5 protein-coding genes are annotated in these 17,478 nt (G+C 61.6%); 4 read left to right on the top strand and 1 reads right to left on the bottom strand.

The window, feature by feature from the left end; translation table 11 throughout:
- Positions 1 to 12: 12 nt before the first annotated feature.
- The 3 genes from ACZ1JC_RS22075 to ACZ1JC_RS22065 all read left to right on the top strand — a co-directional run bounded on the left by ACZ1JC_RS22075 (position 13) and on the right by ACZ1JC_RS22065 (position 7,381).
- Complete coding sequence (locus ACZ1JC_RS22075; RefSeq protein ID WP_465138126.1) at positions 13 to 3,288, top strand: error-prone DNA polymerase; 3,276 nt, start codon at positions 13 to 15, stop codon at positions 3,286 to 3,288.
- Between the two features lie 337 nt (positions 3,289 to 3,625).
- Positions 3,626 to 5,950, top strand: a complete 2,325-nt coding sequence (locus ACZ1JC_RS22070; protein WP_465138127.1) for an arylsulfatase — start codon at positions 3,626 to 3,628, stop codon at positions 5,948 to 5,950.
- Positions 5,951 to 5,971: 21 nt separating this feature from the next.
- A complete protein-coding gene (locus ACZ1JC_RS22065; protein ID WP_465138128.1) occupies positions 5,972 to 7,381 on the top strand; it encodes a DUF1214 domain-containing protein in 1,410 nt (469 codons plus the stop codon).
- A gap of 222 nt (positions 7,382 to 7,603) precedes the next feature.
- On the opposite strand, the gene ACZ1JC_RS22060 is transcribed toward ACZ1JC_RS22065, so the two are convergent.
- Positions 7,604 to 7,882: a hypothetical protein gene (locus tag ACZ1JC_RS22060; RefSeq protein ID WP_465138129.1), complete on the bottom strand. Its 279-nt coding sequence runs from the start codon at positions 7,880 to 7,882 to the stop codon at positions 7,604 to 7,606.
- An 827-nt stretch (positions 7,883 to 8,709) separates the two neighbouring features.
- On the opposite strand from ACZ1JC_RS22060, the gene ACZ1JC_RS22055 reads away from it, so the two are divergent.
- A complete protein-coding gene (locus ACZ1JC_RS22055; RefSeq protein ID WP_465148451.1) occupies positions 8,710 to 17,370 on the top strand; it encodes an autotransporter outer membrane beta-barrel domain-containing protein in 8,661 nt (2,886 codons plus the stop codon).
- Positions 17,371 to 17,478 lie beyond the last annotated feature (108 nt).

Below are 17,478 nucleotides of genomic sequence, written 5' to 3'. Positions count from 1 at the left end.
GGCTGAACGACCATGCGCTATGCCGAACTCCAATGCGCTTCGCATTTCTCGTTCCTGCGCGGGGCTTCGAGCTGCGAGGAACTGTTCGCCACGGCTTCGGCGCATGGGCTTGAGGCCCTCGCCATTACCGACCGCAACAGCCTCGCCGGGATCGTGCGCGCCTACGATGCCGCGCGATCGACAGGCGTCCGCCTCATCGTTGGCTGCCGGCTCGACCTCACCGAGGGGCACTCGCTCCTCGTCTATCCCATGGACCGGACAGGCTATGCACGCCTTTGCCGCCTCCTCAGCCGGGGCAAGCAGCGGGGCGGGAAGGGCAAGTGCCTGATCGGCTGGGACGATGTGGCAGATCATGCCGAAGGGCTGCTGGCGATTTTGCTTCCGGGTGAGGTTGAGGACGCCGAGCCGGTAATCGCCCGCTTCGAACGGATTTTCTCGGGGCGCTGCTATCTCGCCCTGACGCTGCATCGGCGGCCCGGCGATCAGATGCGGCTCCATGCCCTTTCCAACCTGGCCGCACAGCATCAGGTGGAAACGGTCGTCACCGGAGATGTGCTCTACCATCACCCCCATCGCCGCGTGCTGCAGGAGGTCATGACCTGTATCCGCCATCGCTGCACGATCGACGAGCTCGGCGCGCGGCGCGAAACCAATGCCGACCGCTTCCTCATGCCACCTGCGGAAATGAACCGCCTCCACGGTCGCTATGAGGCGGCACTGGCGCGCACCATCGAGATCGCCGAGCGCTGCCGCTTCTCGCTCGACGAACTGCGCTACCAATACCCCGAGGAAACCGCGATCCCCGGCCTGACCTCGCAGCAAGTCCTCGAAAAGCTGACTTGGGAAGCGGCCGAGCAGCGCTATCCCGAAGGTCTTCCGGATGAGGTGGCGCGGCTGCTGCGGCACGAACTCTCGCTCATCGGCGAGCTTGGCTATGCGCCGTATTTCCTGACGGTCAATTCGATCGTCCGCTTCGCGCGCAGCCGCGAGATCCTGTGCCAGGGCAGGGGCTCGGCGGCCAACAGCGCGGTCTGTTATGTGCTCGGCATCACCTCGATCGATCCTGCGCGCTCCGATCTGTTGTTCGAGCGCTTCATCAGCCAGGAGCGGAGGGAACCACCCGACATCGACGTCGACTTCGAGCACGAGCGGCGTGAAATCGTCATGCAATGGGTCTTCGAGACGTATGGGCGCAATCACGCCGCCCTTTGCTCAACGGTGATCCGCTACCGCGCCAAGGGCGCCATCCGCGATGTCGGCAAGGCGCTCGGCCTTTCCGAAGATCTCATCAAGTCGCTGTCCGGCCAGATGTGGGGCTGGAGCGAAGACGGCGTCGAGGACCGCCACGTCAAGGAACTGAACCTCAATCTCGGTGATCGGCGGCTGCGGCTTGCCATCGACCTTGCGCGCGAGCTGATCGGCACACCGCGGCACCTGTCGCAGCATCCGGGCGGCTTCGTGCTCACGCATGACCGGCTCGACGAACTGGTTCCGATCGAGCCGGCGGCCATGCCGGACCGTCAGGTGATCGAATGGGATAAGGACGATATCGACATCCTGAAGTTCATGAAGGTCGATTGTCTCGCGCTCGGCATGCTGACCGCCATGAAGCGCGGCTTCAATTTCTTGAGCCAGCACAAGGGCATCGAGATGGATCTCAGCTCCATCCCGCCCGAGGACCCGCGCACTTATGCCATGATCCGCGCGGCCGATACGCTCGGTGCCTTCCAGATCGAAAGCCGCGCGCAGATGGCGATGCTGCCGCACATCAAGCCGCGCACGTTCTACGATCTAATCATCGAGGTCGCGATCGTCCGGCCCGGGCCGATTCAGGGCGATATGGTCCATCCCTATTTGCGTCGGCGCGCGGGCAAGGAGCCGGTCCATTACCCCAAGCCAGAACTCGAAAAGGTCCTCGGCAAGACGCTGGGCGTGCCGCTGTTCCAGGAGCAGGCCATGCGCGTCGCGATCGAGTGCGCGGGCTTTACCCCGACCGAGGCCGACCAGCTGCGGCGCGCCATGGCGACATTCAAGTTCACCGGCGGCGTCTCGAAGTTCAAGGAAAAGCTCGTTACCGGCATGACCGAGCGCGGCTACACCGCCGAGTTCGCCGAGAAGACCTTTGGCCAGCTCGAGGGCTTCGGCAGCTATGGCTTTCCCGAGAGCCATGCCGCAAGCTTCGCGCTGATCGCCTATGCATCCTGCTGGCTGAAGTGTTGGCATCCCGATGTCTTTTGCGCGAGCCTGCTCAATGCCCAGCCCATGGGCTTCTATGCTCCGGCGCAGATCGTGGCTGATGCCAAGGCTCATGGCGTCGAGGTGCGGCCGGTCTGCGTCAATGCCTCGCGTTGGGATTGCACGCTCGAGCCCTCCGCGAGAAGTGACGAGGATGATCGCTTCGCTGTCCGTCTGGGCATGCGAATGGTGCGTGGGCTCGCAGAGGTGGATGCAGCCAGGATTGTCGCCGCGCGCGCGGATCAGCCTTACATCAGCGTCGAAGAGCTGTGGCGCCGGGCCGATGTTCCAGCGGCCGCTCTCGGCAAACTCGCCGAGGCCGATGCTTTTCGCGCCTCGCTGCGACTGGCGAGGCGAGAAGCGCTATGGGCGATCAAAGCGCTGCGTGATGAGCAATTGCCGCTCTTTGCTGCGGCCGAGGCGCGTGCCGACGGCTTTATCCATGAGATCGTCGAACCACCCGTTCTCCTGCGCAGCATGACCGAGGGCAGGGAGGTGGTCGAGGATTACGGCCATGTCGGCCTGACGCTCAGGCGTCATCCGGTCGCGTTCCTTCGCGGGGACCTGGATGCCAGGAAGATTGTGTCCTGTCGTTCGCTCGAGACCATCCGCGATGGGCGGCGTATCTCGCTAGCTGGCCTCGTGCTGGTGCGCCAGCGGCCGGGGTCTGCCAAGGGCGTGCTCTTCATTACCATTGAGGACGAGACGGGCATTGCCAACCTCATCGTCTGGCCGCGCATGTTCGAGGAGAACCGCCGGATTGTCATGGGCGCGAGGATGCTCGGCGTTGAGGGCGTGGTTCAGCGCGAGGGTGATGTGGTCCATGTGATCGCCAAAAAGCTTGTCGATCTTACACCGCTGCTGTCGGCTGTGGGGCGTGATCACGAAGTTGCCAGTGAGATGTTCCCCTTGCCGTTCGGGCGCGGCGATGGGGCGAAGAATGGCGGTGGGCCGGATCCACGCGATCCGGTCACCAAACACCCGGCTGCTCGCAATATTCTGATCCCCGACCTCCATATGGACATGTTCGGGAAGGGGCGGAATTTCAAGTGAACGGGTATGCCTGCTCTTGGCCGTGAGGAGACCGACGGGTTACGGGTATACGATCAGAGAGAGTTGTCATTTTCCCGGCCGCAATTCGGAGGTGTCGGCAGCCGATCCTTTGCGGAGTTTCAGCTGCCGATTTCAAATTCTCGCGTGCGGATAGACAACTTTCCCATTTCGAATCCCCAAGACGAGCCAGAGGCGGTCAGTCGGCTTCTGCCAGTCTGGTCGAATGCGGTCACAAGGCAGGGGCTTGCTGGGAAAACTCCAGTCGGCGCGAGGGTTTTCCCCGATGGTCGGTTGGACCCGGCTTTCCTAGCCTCCGTAATCAACTGCGAGGTGAGATATGCCCCGGCCCTTCAACGGTAAGATCGAACTCGACATCCGCAATTCGCAGGCCGACTGGCCCGCCTTTCTCGCGGATAAGGCGCCCGCCGATGCGCCCAACGTTCTGGTTATTCTGTACGACGATACCGGCCAGGCCGCCTGGTCGCCCTATGGCGGTGGGATTGAGATGCCAACGCTCGAGCGCTTAGCGAAGAATGGCCTGACCTATACGCAGTGGCATACGACCGCCGTGTGCTCGCCGACCCGCTCCTGCTTCCTCACCGGCCGCAATCATCATGCCAATGGCTTCGGCTCGATCGCCGAGGCGGCGACCGGCTTCCCCGGCTATAATGGCCATATCCCGCTCGAAAATGGCACGATGGCGCATGTCCTGCGCAATGCGGGCTGGAGCACGTTCTGGATCGGCAAGAACCATAATGTGCCGGTCGACGCCTTCAGCATCGGCGCGAGCAAGAAGGCATGGCCGCTTGGGCTCGGCTACGATCGCTTCTACGGTTTCATCGGTGGCGAAACCAATCAATGGTATCCCGAACTGATCGAGGACAATCACTTCGTCGATCAACCCTATCAGCCCGAGGAAGGCTATCATTTCTCCAAAGACATCGCCGATAAGGCGATAACTTTCATCCGCGATACCAAGCAGTCCGATCCCGAGAAGCCCTGGTACATGTGGTACTGCCCGGGTGCGAACCATGCGCCGCACCACGCCCCGCAGGACTATATCGACAAGTACAAAGGCAAATTCGACGACGGCTATGAGGCCTATCGCGAGTGGGTGCTCGCGCGGATGATCGAGCGCGGTATCCTGCCCGAAAACACGGAACTCACGCCGATCAACCCGCTGCCCGAAGGAGTGCTCCCCGAAGCGGATGCCGTCCGCCCGTGGGACACGCTCACTTCCGACGAGAAGCGCCTCTTCTCGCGCATGGCCGAAGTTTATGCAGCCCTCTCCGAATATACCGACGTCCAGATCGGCCGCGTGATCGACTATCTTGAGGAATCGGGGCAGCTCGACAACACGCTGATCCTCTACTGCGCTGACAATGGCGCCTCCGGGGAAGGCTCGCCCAATGGATCGGTCAACGAGAACCGCTTCTTCAACGGCTATCCTGACGATATGGAAAGCAATCTGGCGGTGATCGACAAGCTCGGCTCGCCGGACACCTACAACCACTATCCCACCGGCTGGGCAGTCGCCTTCTCGACGCCGTACAAAATGTTCAAGCGCTATGCCTCCTATAGCGGCGGAACTTGCGATCCACTGGTGATTCACTGGCCGGCGGGGATCAAGGCGAGGGGGGAGTTGCGGCACCAATACCACCATTGCACGGACATTGTACCGACGATCCTCGAATGTTGCGGCGTGCCGATGCCTGCAGAGATCGACTGTGTGAAGCAGGCACCCCTGGCTGGAGTATCTATGGCGTACAGCTTCGATGCCGCCGACGCGCCGACCGCCAAGGAAGTCCAGTATTACGAAATGACCGGCACGCGCGGCATCTGGCACAAGGGCTGGAAGGCTTCCGCCCAGCATGGTCCATTGCCTTCCGACCAAGGAAAATTTGATCAGGACGTGTGGGAACTGTTCCATACCGACGAGGATCGCGCCGAGGCCCATGATCTAGCGGCCGAGCATCCGGAAAAGCTCAAGGAATTACAGGATCTGTGGTTCGCGGAAGCGAAGAAAAACCATGTGCTGCCGCTGATCGATCTCGGCATAGTCGCTTTTCATGCCGCCGAATTCCACGCCGCGCCGCTCAAGAGTGGGCGCTATACCTATTATCCTGGCACCACCGAGGTGCCTGAAGCCTCGGCCGCTCGGACGCTTGGCGCCTCATTCAAGGCATTGGCCGAAGTCACATTTACCGGTGAAACCGAGGGCGTGATCTTCGCCCAAGGATCGCGCTTCGGCGGCTATTCACTATTCGTGAAAGGCGGTGAACTCGTCTTTGCCTACAACTTCCTGGGCATTCCACCCGAACAGCAGTTGCGCTGCGCGGCACCTGGGAGTGGCAAACACTTGGTCGGCGTCGAATTCGCGAAGGCGGGACACGGCCAATATGCCGAGGCACAGGGCAAGATGACGCTGTATATCGACGACAATGCTGTCGCCGAAGGCGATTTCCGCACCCAGTCGGGACACTATGCGTTGTGCGGCGAAGGTCTCGCGATCGGCCGCGATGTCGGCGACGCCGTGAGCCGCGAATATGGTTCTGCCTTCGATTTTTCGGGCGGCACGATCGAGAAGGTGATCTTCGACATCGCCGACGACCATTATCTGGACGTCGAACAGGCATTGGCTGCGGCACTGGCGCGGGACTGATCCGCCAGGGAGGAGACGATCATGACGGATGCAGGTACACACGAACGCCCCGCCGCGGATGTTCATTTCAGTCTTGGCTATCCCGACCGGGACAGCGCGCGGCGCGCTTATGACGAGACCGACCTCAATCGTGCGATCGCTGCCTATCGCTTCTTCTATCCAACGGTGGTCGGAGCAGCGATCGTGAAAGGCGATCTTGATTGCGGGCTCGTGCCGAACAAGGTCTTCGGGACGATGCACTCCGGACCCGAGCAGGTGCTTTACACGACGAATAACGACACGCCCTATGGGCCGCTGCTACTTGATCTCGCTATCGGCCCGCTTGTGATCGAACTGCAGCCGGGGCCGTTGATTGTCTGTTCGATTGACGTCAACCAGCGCTGGGTGGCTGATATGGGACTGCCTGGGCCCGATGGCGGCAAGGGTGGCAAGCATGTCATCGTTCCTCCAGACTATGCTGGCGAACTGCCGTCGGGCGACGGAATCTATATTCATGAGGCGAGCAGCAACTTGCAGATCGTCGGGGCGCGGGCGCTGCCAGTCCATGGCGACGTCGATGGCGCGATGGCGCTGCTGCGGACGATCAAGGTCTATCCGCTGGACCCCGGCGCGGAATGGAGCGAGCCGACCTGGATAGATCTGACTGGGGTCAGGCAGGACGGCACCCCGGTCACCTACGAACGCGACTTCCATTTCTGGGAAGTGCTGCACACCACGATCGATCATGAACCCGCCTACGAGGGTTACCATAACGAGTATGGAGAACTCGCCGCGTTCGGGATTGCGAAGGGCAAGCCGTTCGAGCCCGATGCGCGGATGAAGGATATCCTCACGCGTGCTGCCAGGATCGCCAATGACGCGATGCGAGTACAGTCATTTGCTGACCGACGGCCTGATCGCTTCCCGTGGGCCGATCGCAAATGGGAATGGGCGAGCTTGCGGTTCGAGGACGGCGATTTCAACACCGCGTTCCACACCGACCTCGAGGCGCGCGAGAAGTGGTTCTATCAGGCGATTGGCGCTTCGCCCGCGATGTTTCGCCGGGATGCGCAGGCGGGCTCGCTCTACTGGCTCGGCCTGCGCGACAGCGGCGGCGCATACCTCGACGGCGGCAAGAGTTACAGGCTTGCCGTGCCATTGCCGGTGCCGGGTAGGCTTTTCTGGTCGGTAACGGTATATGAGACTGACACCCGCAGCCAGATCCGGACCGACCAGAACAAGGCCGCTCTCCGCTCGATGTTCGAACTCAAGGATCTTTCAGGCGACCAGGCCGAGTTGTTCTTTGGCCCCGAAGCGCCGGCCGGGAAGGACGGACAATGGATCCAAACGACGCCGGGCAAGGGCTGGTTCGTCTATTTTCGTATCTATGGACCGGAAGGCGCCGCGTTCGACGGGAGCTGGAAGCCTTGCGACTTCGAACTGGTGGGCTAGACCCGTCTTTCGGGCATACGTGCGACTGCCAGGATGGCCGAACGTGAACCAACTCGGCCTGCAAGGTTGAGCGTCACCAAAGCTTTGGAACGGCAGCCTTTGGAAGGGATCGGCACGGAGTAGTGACTGGGATTGGGGCGCGTGACGACTGGCAACTCGCACAAGATCCGCCCTCGGTTCGGGGCCGCTTTCTGCCGGACGGCTTTCCTGGTCAGGACGTGATCAGACACCATTTTCAGTGATGATGGGGTCACGAAGGGCTGCGTCGATCATTGCTTGCCACGCATCCTGCATGCCTTCTGAATCCATGACTGTCCCCCCTTGTTCAAATAATTCGTGGCCCGCCATGCACATGCGCAGCGTAGGAACGCGCATTGCTCTAATTACGGCGCGTACATTTTCTTTCAATTCCTCCTTCAATTCGAGGTCGATGGCGCGCCAAGCGTCTTTACCACATTCTGATTCGGCCAGCGCCCGTGCAGCGCGTTCAATCAGTGGCATGGACTCACTCTCTCTCGTTGTTCGAGTACCGGAAAATCCGAATTGTGATTAATCACGCGCAATTCAGACCAAAGTAATCCGATTAACGGATTGTCACTGGTTAAATTTCTGCAATTGCTAAATTTCCGGCCGCACAAAATATAGGATGGGGGTGATCCATTGCACATGCCGCCAAAAACATGCCAATGAATCGTCCTTCAAAGAGTAATCCAATTAAGCCGACGACAGCGCTATCGCCAATTCACGCGGACTCCGATCTTCGTAGTTCATGCGTGACTAGCTACAGTGAATGCTTTCCCGTAATTACCCTGACCGAACAAAGTGAGTTGCGAGTGGAGCAGGAAGCTGATGCCCGCACTGACTTGTCCGTACGTGATGGGCGGTTTTGCCCGCGAAGAGACTGTCGGTTTTAGGCTGCGAGCGGTGGTCAGCAGTCATTCTGTCCAGGGCAATCAATTTGCTGCTTTGGGGTTGCCGCTCGGGCGGCGGGAGAGATTACCAACAGCTGTGAAGCGAGAACACGTTTAACAACATTGCGCATTAGCCAAATTGCACCCTGACCCCCTTTGGCAGGGATTTCCCTCATTGCATACCTGTGACCCTTCATTGATTTTAATCGGTGAAGGGAGACTCACATGGCAGTCGGGCTTTGGCGGGCTTTCGACCTTTCCTCTTCGAAGAGATTTCGCACATTTCGAGGTGGTATTCTTTTCCATAGCACTTCAATAATTGCGACATCCGCAGGCATTTTGGCGGCTCAGCCGGCGTATGCCCAATTCAGCGCCGCAACCTGCCCGGCAACCAGTACACCGACACCGTCGGGTCAGGTGAGAGCGGATGGGACCACGCTGACAATTCCGGGGGGAACATATGTCCCGGCGGGTGCCGGGCAGCCCGCCTTTCTGGCGGCCAATGGCGGCGAGATCGACGTGAGCGGTCCGGCGGTATTGGTGACCAATGTCGCGAATACCGCGACGATCTGTGCGACGGGTTCGAGTACTGTCGATTTCCAGACACCCGGCTCCACCATCAGCCGTGTCGTTACCGGAGGGCCCGGTGCGCGGATCGAAACGGGGGCGACGCTACATTCGACCGGATCGTCCTTCTATACGAATACCGCCAATAGCGAGGGTATAAACCTCGTAGGCGGAAGCTACATTTCACAGGGCGATCGCATTGCAACCGGTGTGAGATTGGGGACAAATGCCGGAATCCCCGCAACGTACGGCCTGCCGGTAGATTCAGCCAACGCGTTGGTTACGGATCCCACGCAATATGTGGCAGTTGCCAGCACCAACTCCTATGGCATCAACTCCCAGGGTGGCACGGTCTCCGTAACCGGCGGAACTATCTTTTCCCTGGGATCAGGCGCGGCGGCCACCACCGGCAATCATGCCATCAACGCCGTAAACAGCAGCCTCAACCTCACAAACCTGACGATCTCCACGATCAACGGGTTCAATCGAGGGATCAATAGCACTGGGTCGGACCTTACGGCTTCCAACTTGACGATCGGGACTACCGGGGCGTCGGCGATAGGGCTGCAACTGGATAGCACCACGATCGCCATCGATACCGGGACCGTTCGTACATCCGGGGCCAGCGCAACAGGGCTCGTGGCGAGCAATGGCACGACCGGCAGCATCAATGCCCTCACAATCATAACGGCCGGAAGCGGCGCCGCTGGCCTCGTCTCGAGCGGCGGCAGCAGCGTCAGTTACACGGGGCGTATTTCCACACTAGGCAACGCATCGGCCGACCTTTCCGCGCAGGGCGGAACGATCACAAGCAATCGGGGACTCTATTTCAACTCGGGGACGACCTCGGGCACTACGCCCGGCTGGTCGGTTGGTGCAGGCGGGACGATCGTCTCTACGTCGGACACGATAGTGACGGGCGTCAGGCTGGGGACGAATGCCGCAGACCCCGCCACTTATGGCCTGCCGGTCGACGCAGGCGGGGCGCTGATATCGGACCCTGTCAATTATGTCGCATCGGGCGGTGTGGGCACGCAGGGCATCTCCATCGCCAATACGGGCGGGAGCGTCTGGCTTAACGTCGATCCGGTCACCGGAGCGGTCAACCCGGCCGGCAGCAGTTCTATCACCACTTTCGGCACCAACGGCTCAGGCATCGTCGCGGCGGCGACGGCTGGAGGTCCGATCGTCGGGGTGGATGCGGCAAATCTGGCGATCGTCACCAACGGCAACACGGCTTACGGGATCAGTGCGAGTGGCCCGGCCGGTGTGAATGTAGCGGGACTGACGATTTCCACGGCGGGCACCACCGCGCATGGCATCAATGCGACTGGAGCATCTCAAGTCGCTGGCTCCGACGTTTCCATTCGCACGACGGGCACGGGCCATGGGATGTTGTTTGCCGGCGATGCGGACGGCATCTTTTCCAATGTCACGGTTTCGACTGCGGCCAATTCGGCGATGGGGCTCTACACCCAGAATGCAGGTACGTCGCTGATCCTCGATGGGCTGAATATCCGCACTGCGGGAACATCGGCTTATGCTGCGGTGGCCCAGAGCGGCAGCACAATCGCCGTGGAGGGGGCCGGATCGACGCTGATCGCCAGCGGGGCGAGTGCCGCAGGCTTGCGCGCAGATGGTGCGGGAAGCGCCATCACGATGGCGCAAGGGGGACGAATTTCTGCGCTGGGCAGCGGCGGGACCGGACTTTGGGCGCTGAATGGTGGATCTCTGACCACGGCAGGCCTCAGCGTCTACACTTCGGGCCTTTCCACCGGCACCAGTGCTCCGGGCGTCCAGCTCTCGGCTGCTGGGACATTGGCGTCCAACGGCGATAATTTCGTCACGGGCGTTCTGCTGGGAAGTGACCCGGCGCTTGGCACTTACGGCCTTCCCGTCGATTCCAGCGGAAATCTCGTTACCAATCCGGCCAGCTATGTCGGCTCCGGCACATCGGGAGCGAGCGGTGTGGTGATCGCCAATACCGGCGGTACACTTTGGCTCAACGTCGATCCTGTAACTGGCAGTGCGACGGGCCGGACGAGTTCGATCAACACCTTCGGCGCGAGCAGCCTTGGTATCAACGCCGCGCAGAGCGCGACCTCCGCGACTGCCATAAGGGCTGCAAACCTAGGCATCACTACACGCGGGGCTTCTGCCCACGGCGTGCAAATCATCGGTACGGCGGGCGCAACAGGCCCCACGGGAGATTTCACCAACCTCACGGTCACCGCGTACGGTGCTTCAGCGCTGGGCGTCTACGCCGCCAACAGCGCTGCCATCACCGTGCAGGGCGGCTCCGTTTTGATGGGAGGCGCGAGCGCCAATGCGGTTCGGGCCACCGCAGCGAACACCAACCTATCTGCCAACAATATTGCGTTGACTACTCTGGGTGGCAGCGCGGCCGCCGCCAATGCCCTGGGCGGAACAGTATCCCTGAGCAACGCGACGATCCTGACCGCAGGCACCTCGTCCTATGGGATGATCTCAAGTGTCAGCGGGACGGCGGGCACGTTGATTGCCGATGGGGTGAACATCACCACAGGCGTCCTGCTGGGGAGCGATCCCGCGCTTGCAACTTACGGCAAGCCGGTGGACACCGGCGGTGCACTCGTCACCAATCCGGATCAATACGTCGCGTCGGGAGCGGCAAGCGGTCACGGCTTTTACGTCGCGGCAGCGGCTGGAACAGGCTGGCTCAACGTCAACCCGCTCACAGCCACTGCCACTGGCACGAGCGGCAGCATCACGACCTTTGGCAATTCGGCCTATGGTATCGCCACAGACAAGGCGGGCGCCCAGATCACTGCGGCGAACGAGGCCGTCTCCACCGCCGGAACGTCCGCCTACGCTATCTACGCGACAGGGGGTGGCCGGATCGACATCGCGAATGGCAGCGTGAATACCGATGGTGCGGGGGCAGCCGCGCTGTGGACACAAAACGGCACTATCGTCGGCGACGGGCTGACGATCACCACCAACGGAGATCATATCTCGCCATGGGTGGGCGCATATGGAGTTTCGGTCTCGACGGGGACCGGTTCGATCACCCTGAGCAACAGCACGGTGGAGACCAAGGGCCTCGTCGGCGCGGGAATCGCGCCTTTTGGCGGCACCACCACGCTTAACAACGTCGATGTCCACACCACGCAGCTTCAACGAACGACCGACGGTCGCAGCGTCGGCGCCTATGGGATGGCACCGCAAACCGGCGGCAAGATCATCGCCACCGATACGCGCATAGTGACCGAAGGGGATCTTGCCATCGGTATTCGTGCGGCCGACCCCGGTTCGTCCGTGACGATGACGGGCGGCAGCGTCGAGACTCATGGCCCCAATGCCAGCGGGGTAATCTCGCGCGTTAACTCGATAGTGACGCTGGACAGCACGCCGGTCAACATTGTGGGCCCGGGCGGCTACGGCCTCTATGCCGCAACCGCCTCACGCATCGATGCGACCGACAGTGTCATCACCACACACGACATCAACAGCTACGGGGCTTACAGTGGGACAGCCGGAACTGTTCGGCTGACGCGTGGATCGATTGTCACGCAAGGCGCAAACTCCAGCGGCGTCTCTGCCGAAAACGCAGGGTCGACCACGATCGTTCTGGGAACGCCAGTCACTACGATGGGAGCCGGCTCGCACGGGGCCTATGTGCTGGACACCGCAGAACTGTGGCTGAACTTCGATCCGGTTACAGGTACGCCGAGCGGTACGTCGAGCACCATCACCACGTCTGGCGCCGGCGCTTATGGGCTCTATTCCCAAGGCATTGTCCCGATCACGGCCATTCCTCTGGCCGTCGATTCCGGTCTGGAAGGCGGAGACACGCTGGCTTCCCCCGCGCCGGCTGCCGCATCGGAATCTACGCTGACCGCTTATTCCGTGGCCGTGGGAACCAGCGGCGATCAGGCGTTCGCTGCCAGAGTGGATGGCGGGGCCATTCTCAATCTGAACTCCGTCACGCTGAGTACCACCGGAAGCGGCTCTGCGGGCCTCAACATCAACGGCGCCGGGTCGATCGCAACCTTTGCGGGCGCCAATAGCATCACAACTTCAGGACTTGCGGCGGACGGTATCCTGATCGACGGCGGAGCCAGCGTCACATTCAGCCCGGCAAGTCCGCTACCACCGATAACGGTGCAAGGTGCCGGCAGTGCGCTTCTGCATGTTGACGGTATCGGCAGCGGGGCCACTCTTGCGAATGTCACTCTCGCCAATGGGGGCACCTATAGCGGCATTATCGGCGGTCTGGTGTCGAACGGCGCCACCCTTACGCTCGACAATGCGGCTGTGAATGTGAATGGCGACCAATCTGTCGGCGTGGAAGTGCGCGGAGCCGGCGCCACGCTCACTGCGATTGGCAATGCGTCGATCCTGACCAGCGGGGCGAGTTCCGATGTCCTGTTGGTCAGCCAGGGCGCATCGGTGACGATCGACGCTGCCAGCACGCTCCCAACGATTTCCACGACAGGTGCGAACAGCACGCTGGTCCATGTCGACGGAACCGGATCGACCGTAGCGATCAACGGCATCAACCTTGCCAATCCCAATGCCACGCCTGCCGTTCTCGGCGTTCGCGCAACGAACCAGGGAGCGGCTGCGCTCGATGCCGTCAGCGTCACAACCACCGGCACAGGCGTCACCGTCGCATCCGGCGGGACAGCTACCGTTCTCAGCAGTGCTATCCTGACGACAGGACCAGGTGCGGCGGCGTTACGGGCAACGGGGGTGGGCTCGCGCATTGACGCCACGAACCTTGGCATCTCCACCTTCGGCGCCGGATCACATGGCGCCTGGGCGGATGCCGGCGCGCAGATCGCTATCGATCCCACCACGATCATTACCTCCGCCAGCGGCAGCTATGGGCTGAATGCGCAGAATGGAGGGACGATCATCACTTCGTCCGGCGATTCCATCTACACAGGCGTCAGGCTCGGCACCAATGCCGCCGATCCCACGACCTATGGCAAGCCCGTTACCGCAAGCGGCGCGCTGGCGACGGATCCAAGCCAGTACCTCTCCTCCAATGCGAGCTTTGCCCACGGTGTCTTCGCACAGGACGGCGGTGCGATCTGGCTCAATGTCGATCCAACCAACAACACGCCGACCGGCGCGGCAGGGATCGTCCGCACGCTCGGTAGTGATAGCGATGGGCTACGCGCAGATGGGACGGGATCCACCATCACGGCGGCGAGCGAAACGGTCACCACCAACGGCGTCCGCTCAATTGGGGCGCATGCGCTGAACGGCGGCGTGGTGCTGCTCACTGGCGGGTCGGTGACGACCACCAATACCAGCGGCACCGGCGCTTTCGCCACTGGCCTTTCGGCGGAGAGCGGCGGCACGGTCACGGCATCCGGTGTGGATGTCGCTACCAGTGGATCGCGCTCCTATGGCGTTCAAGCGGAGGGCGGCGGCACGGTCAACCTGACGGGCAGCGCGACGGATCGCTCCACCGTCACCACCCTGAGTGCAAACGCTGTGGGGCTGGTTACCAGCAGCGGCACGATAAACGTGGCCTGGACCGATGTTGCAAGCGGCAGTCATGGCGCCATCGCGGAAGAAACCGGTCAGATCCATTTCGGCGCGGGGGCGTCCACCGTCACGGCGGCGGGTGGGAACGTGGTCGGTCTCGGCGCCAATACCGGCGGTCGCATCGATGCAACAGGGCCGATCACCGTCAACATGATCGCAGGGCCCACCGGCCTGTCTGCAGGGCGCACGGCAGCTTATGCCCATGACAGCGGGCAGATCTCGCTGGCATCAGGATCCACGCTGAACATTGTCGGCGGAGTGGGCGGGGCAGGCATGACCGTCGACAATTCGATCCTTGCCACGCCTATCGACAACCTCACCATCAACCTCAACGCAACGGGCAGCGCTGGAAGTTCGGGCGTCGTCGCGATCAACGGGGGCCAGGCCGCCTATGCAGGACTGACGGTGCAAGGCGCATCTGCGGCCTCCGGTGCTTTGGCACGGGGCGCGGGCGCGAATATCGCGCTGACCGGTGGCAGCACTATCGATATCGTCGCGCAAAGCCCGAATTACTACACGCTTACCACCGCGGGCTTCCTGGTGCTTGGCACGGGCTTCCAGTCCAATGCCAGCACGCCGGCACATGGCGTTGCCGCATGGGACGGGGCCACTCTATCCAGTTCGGACAGCAGCATCTCGGTCTCCTCCACCTTCGGCGCGGGCGCCTACGCGCTGCGTCAAGGTGTGGTCACGCTCGTCAATTCGGGAGTGACGACGACCGGGCTCGGCAGCAGCGGCCTGCATGCGACTTACGGCACAATCACTGCCACAGGATCAACGGTCGACTCTACCGGCGAGGGAACGGCTATTCTGCTGGCTTCGGACAGCCCGTCTCCGGTGCTGACGGACCGGAGTGTCGTGCAGATCACCGATACCGTCGTGCACGCGACGGGAGTGGAGACCTATGGCCTCTATTCGCGCAACGGCTATGGTTCCGCCGCCAATCTTTTCACCATGTCAGGCGGCAGCCTTACCAGCGAGCAGTCGGTGGCTCTTGGCGCGGCGGGGCACACAGACATCGAACTCACCAATAATGCGCAAGTTCAGGGGCCTGAAGTCTTCGTCGCATTCGGTCAGAACAGCTACCAGCAGAGTGGCCTCCCCGCTCCTGTCGAGACTCTGGTCAATATTGTCGCGACAGGCAGCAGCGATCTTGTCGGCGACAGTCTGATAGCGACGGGCTGCATTTTCGATACGTATGCAGATCGAAATTGCGTTCAGCAGACATTTGCGACGGCCAACGTCACGCTCGACGAAGGATCTACCCTGACAGGCGCTTTCCGGACGGGGACCGGCAGCACATCGAACGCCGCGCTGCTGGACAATTCGGTCTGGACGGTCACGGCCAATTCCAACGTGACGAACCTCGAAAACGATTCGAGCGAAATACTGTTCACGCCGCCGACCGCAGATCCGGGACAGGCGTCCAGTTACAAATCGGTGACAGCAGTAAACTATGCTGGGAACAGCGGCCTGATCGGGATGCACACATTTCTGGGATCGGACGGCTCACCGAGTGACCTTCTGATCGTAGACAGCGGAACTGCATCAGGTTCCACCCGCCTTCGTATCACGAACACGACCGGCCAGGGCGCCGTTACAATGGGCGACGGGATAATGGTCGTGGAAGCGGCCCGAGGCGCGACGACTGCGGCAGGGGCCTTTAGGCTGGCCAGCTTCGTTATTGCGGGGCCGTACGAATACACATTGCATCGAGGCGGAATCGGCGGTTCCGAGCCTGAAAGCTGGTTCCTGCGGAATACCTTGGAACCAACGCCAACGCCAACGCCAACGCCAACGCCAACGCCGACGCCAACGCCGCCCCCGACCCCTACGCCGGTCCCAACGCCCACGCCAACACCTACTCCGCCCCTTCCGTGCGTTGATGAAAGCGAACCTTGTCCCACGCCTACGCCCACGCCCACGCCAGTTCCCACTCCTCCACCCACCCCAACGCCAACTCCCACGCCCACGCCGGACTATCGACCGGAGGTCTCTCTTGACGCGGCGATTCCTGCGACCATGTTGATCTATGGCCGTCAGTTGCTCGACACACTGCACGAACGTGTCGGCGAAGAAGAGCAATTGCGGGGCAACGCCAATCTCGATTCACGCGATACTATAAATGGCATGTGGGGCCGCTTCATCTATCGCCATGGCAACACGAAGGGCGATCCGGTAGGCATTTATGGCTCCGGCCCCGCGTACAAATCCGATCTCCTTGCCTTCCAGATCGGCGCCGACATCTACCGCCGGGAGAAGAAGCTCGACGATGGAAGCACCGGCAGCCGCGACCATGCCGGGATCATGGGCTCCTATGGCCACATGGATACGGATGTCGAACACCGGGTGCTGGACCTTTACGAATTTCCAGCGGGCCGCATTGAGACCGACGCTTTGTCGCTGGGCGGGTATTGGACGCATTTCTGGCGCGATGGCGCGTACTTGGATGGTGTGATCCAGGGGACGTGGTACAAAGCCAAGATCAAGTCCAATCGACTTGCCAGCATCAAAACGGACGGGTTTGGCCTCGCGTTGTCAGCCGAAGGCGGATATCCGCTGCACCTTAACGACGATTGGCGGCTCGAACCACAGGCGCAGGCCATTTATCAAACCATCCACATCGATGCCTTCACCGATCCGGCCGCGCGGATCGATTTCGAGAACGTGGATTCTCTTGTGGGCCGCATCGGTCTGCGGCTGGCCAATCGCGGACGCTATCAAGGGTGGCTGCGCGGCAACATCTGGCACGAATTCCTGGGCAAGCCCGAGACGGACTTCTCCTCCGAAGAGGGACCGGTTCCATTCCACGCGAATCTCAGCCGCACATGGTGGCAAGTCGGCGTGGGAACCAGTCTTCTGCTCGATGAGCACGGCCTCACCGCCTTCGGTGCAGCCAATTACGAACAATCGTTCGGCGCAGACAGCCACGCTGTGGAGGTGAAGGTTGGCGTGAGGTGGAATTGGTGATCCGGATGGATGTGACCGTTCTACGACCTCCGAAAATCCGTGCGCTAACGACCGCTCCTGGGCATATCATCGCAATCGATGAATGACCGGCTCGGGGCGCGTAGCCGA

This window comes from Sphingomonas sp. BL-S-28 (assembly GCF_055521515.1).
Note: the sequence above shows the minus strand (reverse complement) of the source record. Positions and strands in the feature narration are given on the sequence as shown.

Bases quoted from the DNA above. Each gene is read 5' to 3' on its own strand.
- ACZ1JC_RS22075 (WP_465138126.1), top strand. From the start codon at position 13: ATGCGCTATGCCGAACTCCAATGCGCTTCGCATTTCTCGTTCCTGCGC.
- ACZ1JC_RS22070 (WP_465138127.1), top strand. From the start codon at position 3,626: ATGCCCCGGCCCTTCAACGGTAAGATCGAACTCGACATCCGCAATTCG.
- ACZ1JC_RS22065 (WP_465138128.1), top strand. From the start codon at position 5,972: ATGACGGATGCAGGTACACACGAACGCCCCGCCGCGGATGTTCATTTC.
- ACZ1JC_RS22060 (WP_465138129.1), bottom strand. From the start codon at position 7,882: ATGCCACTGATTGAACGCGCTGCACGGGCGCTGGCCGAATCAGAATGT.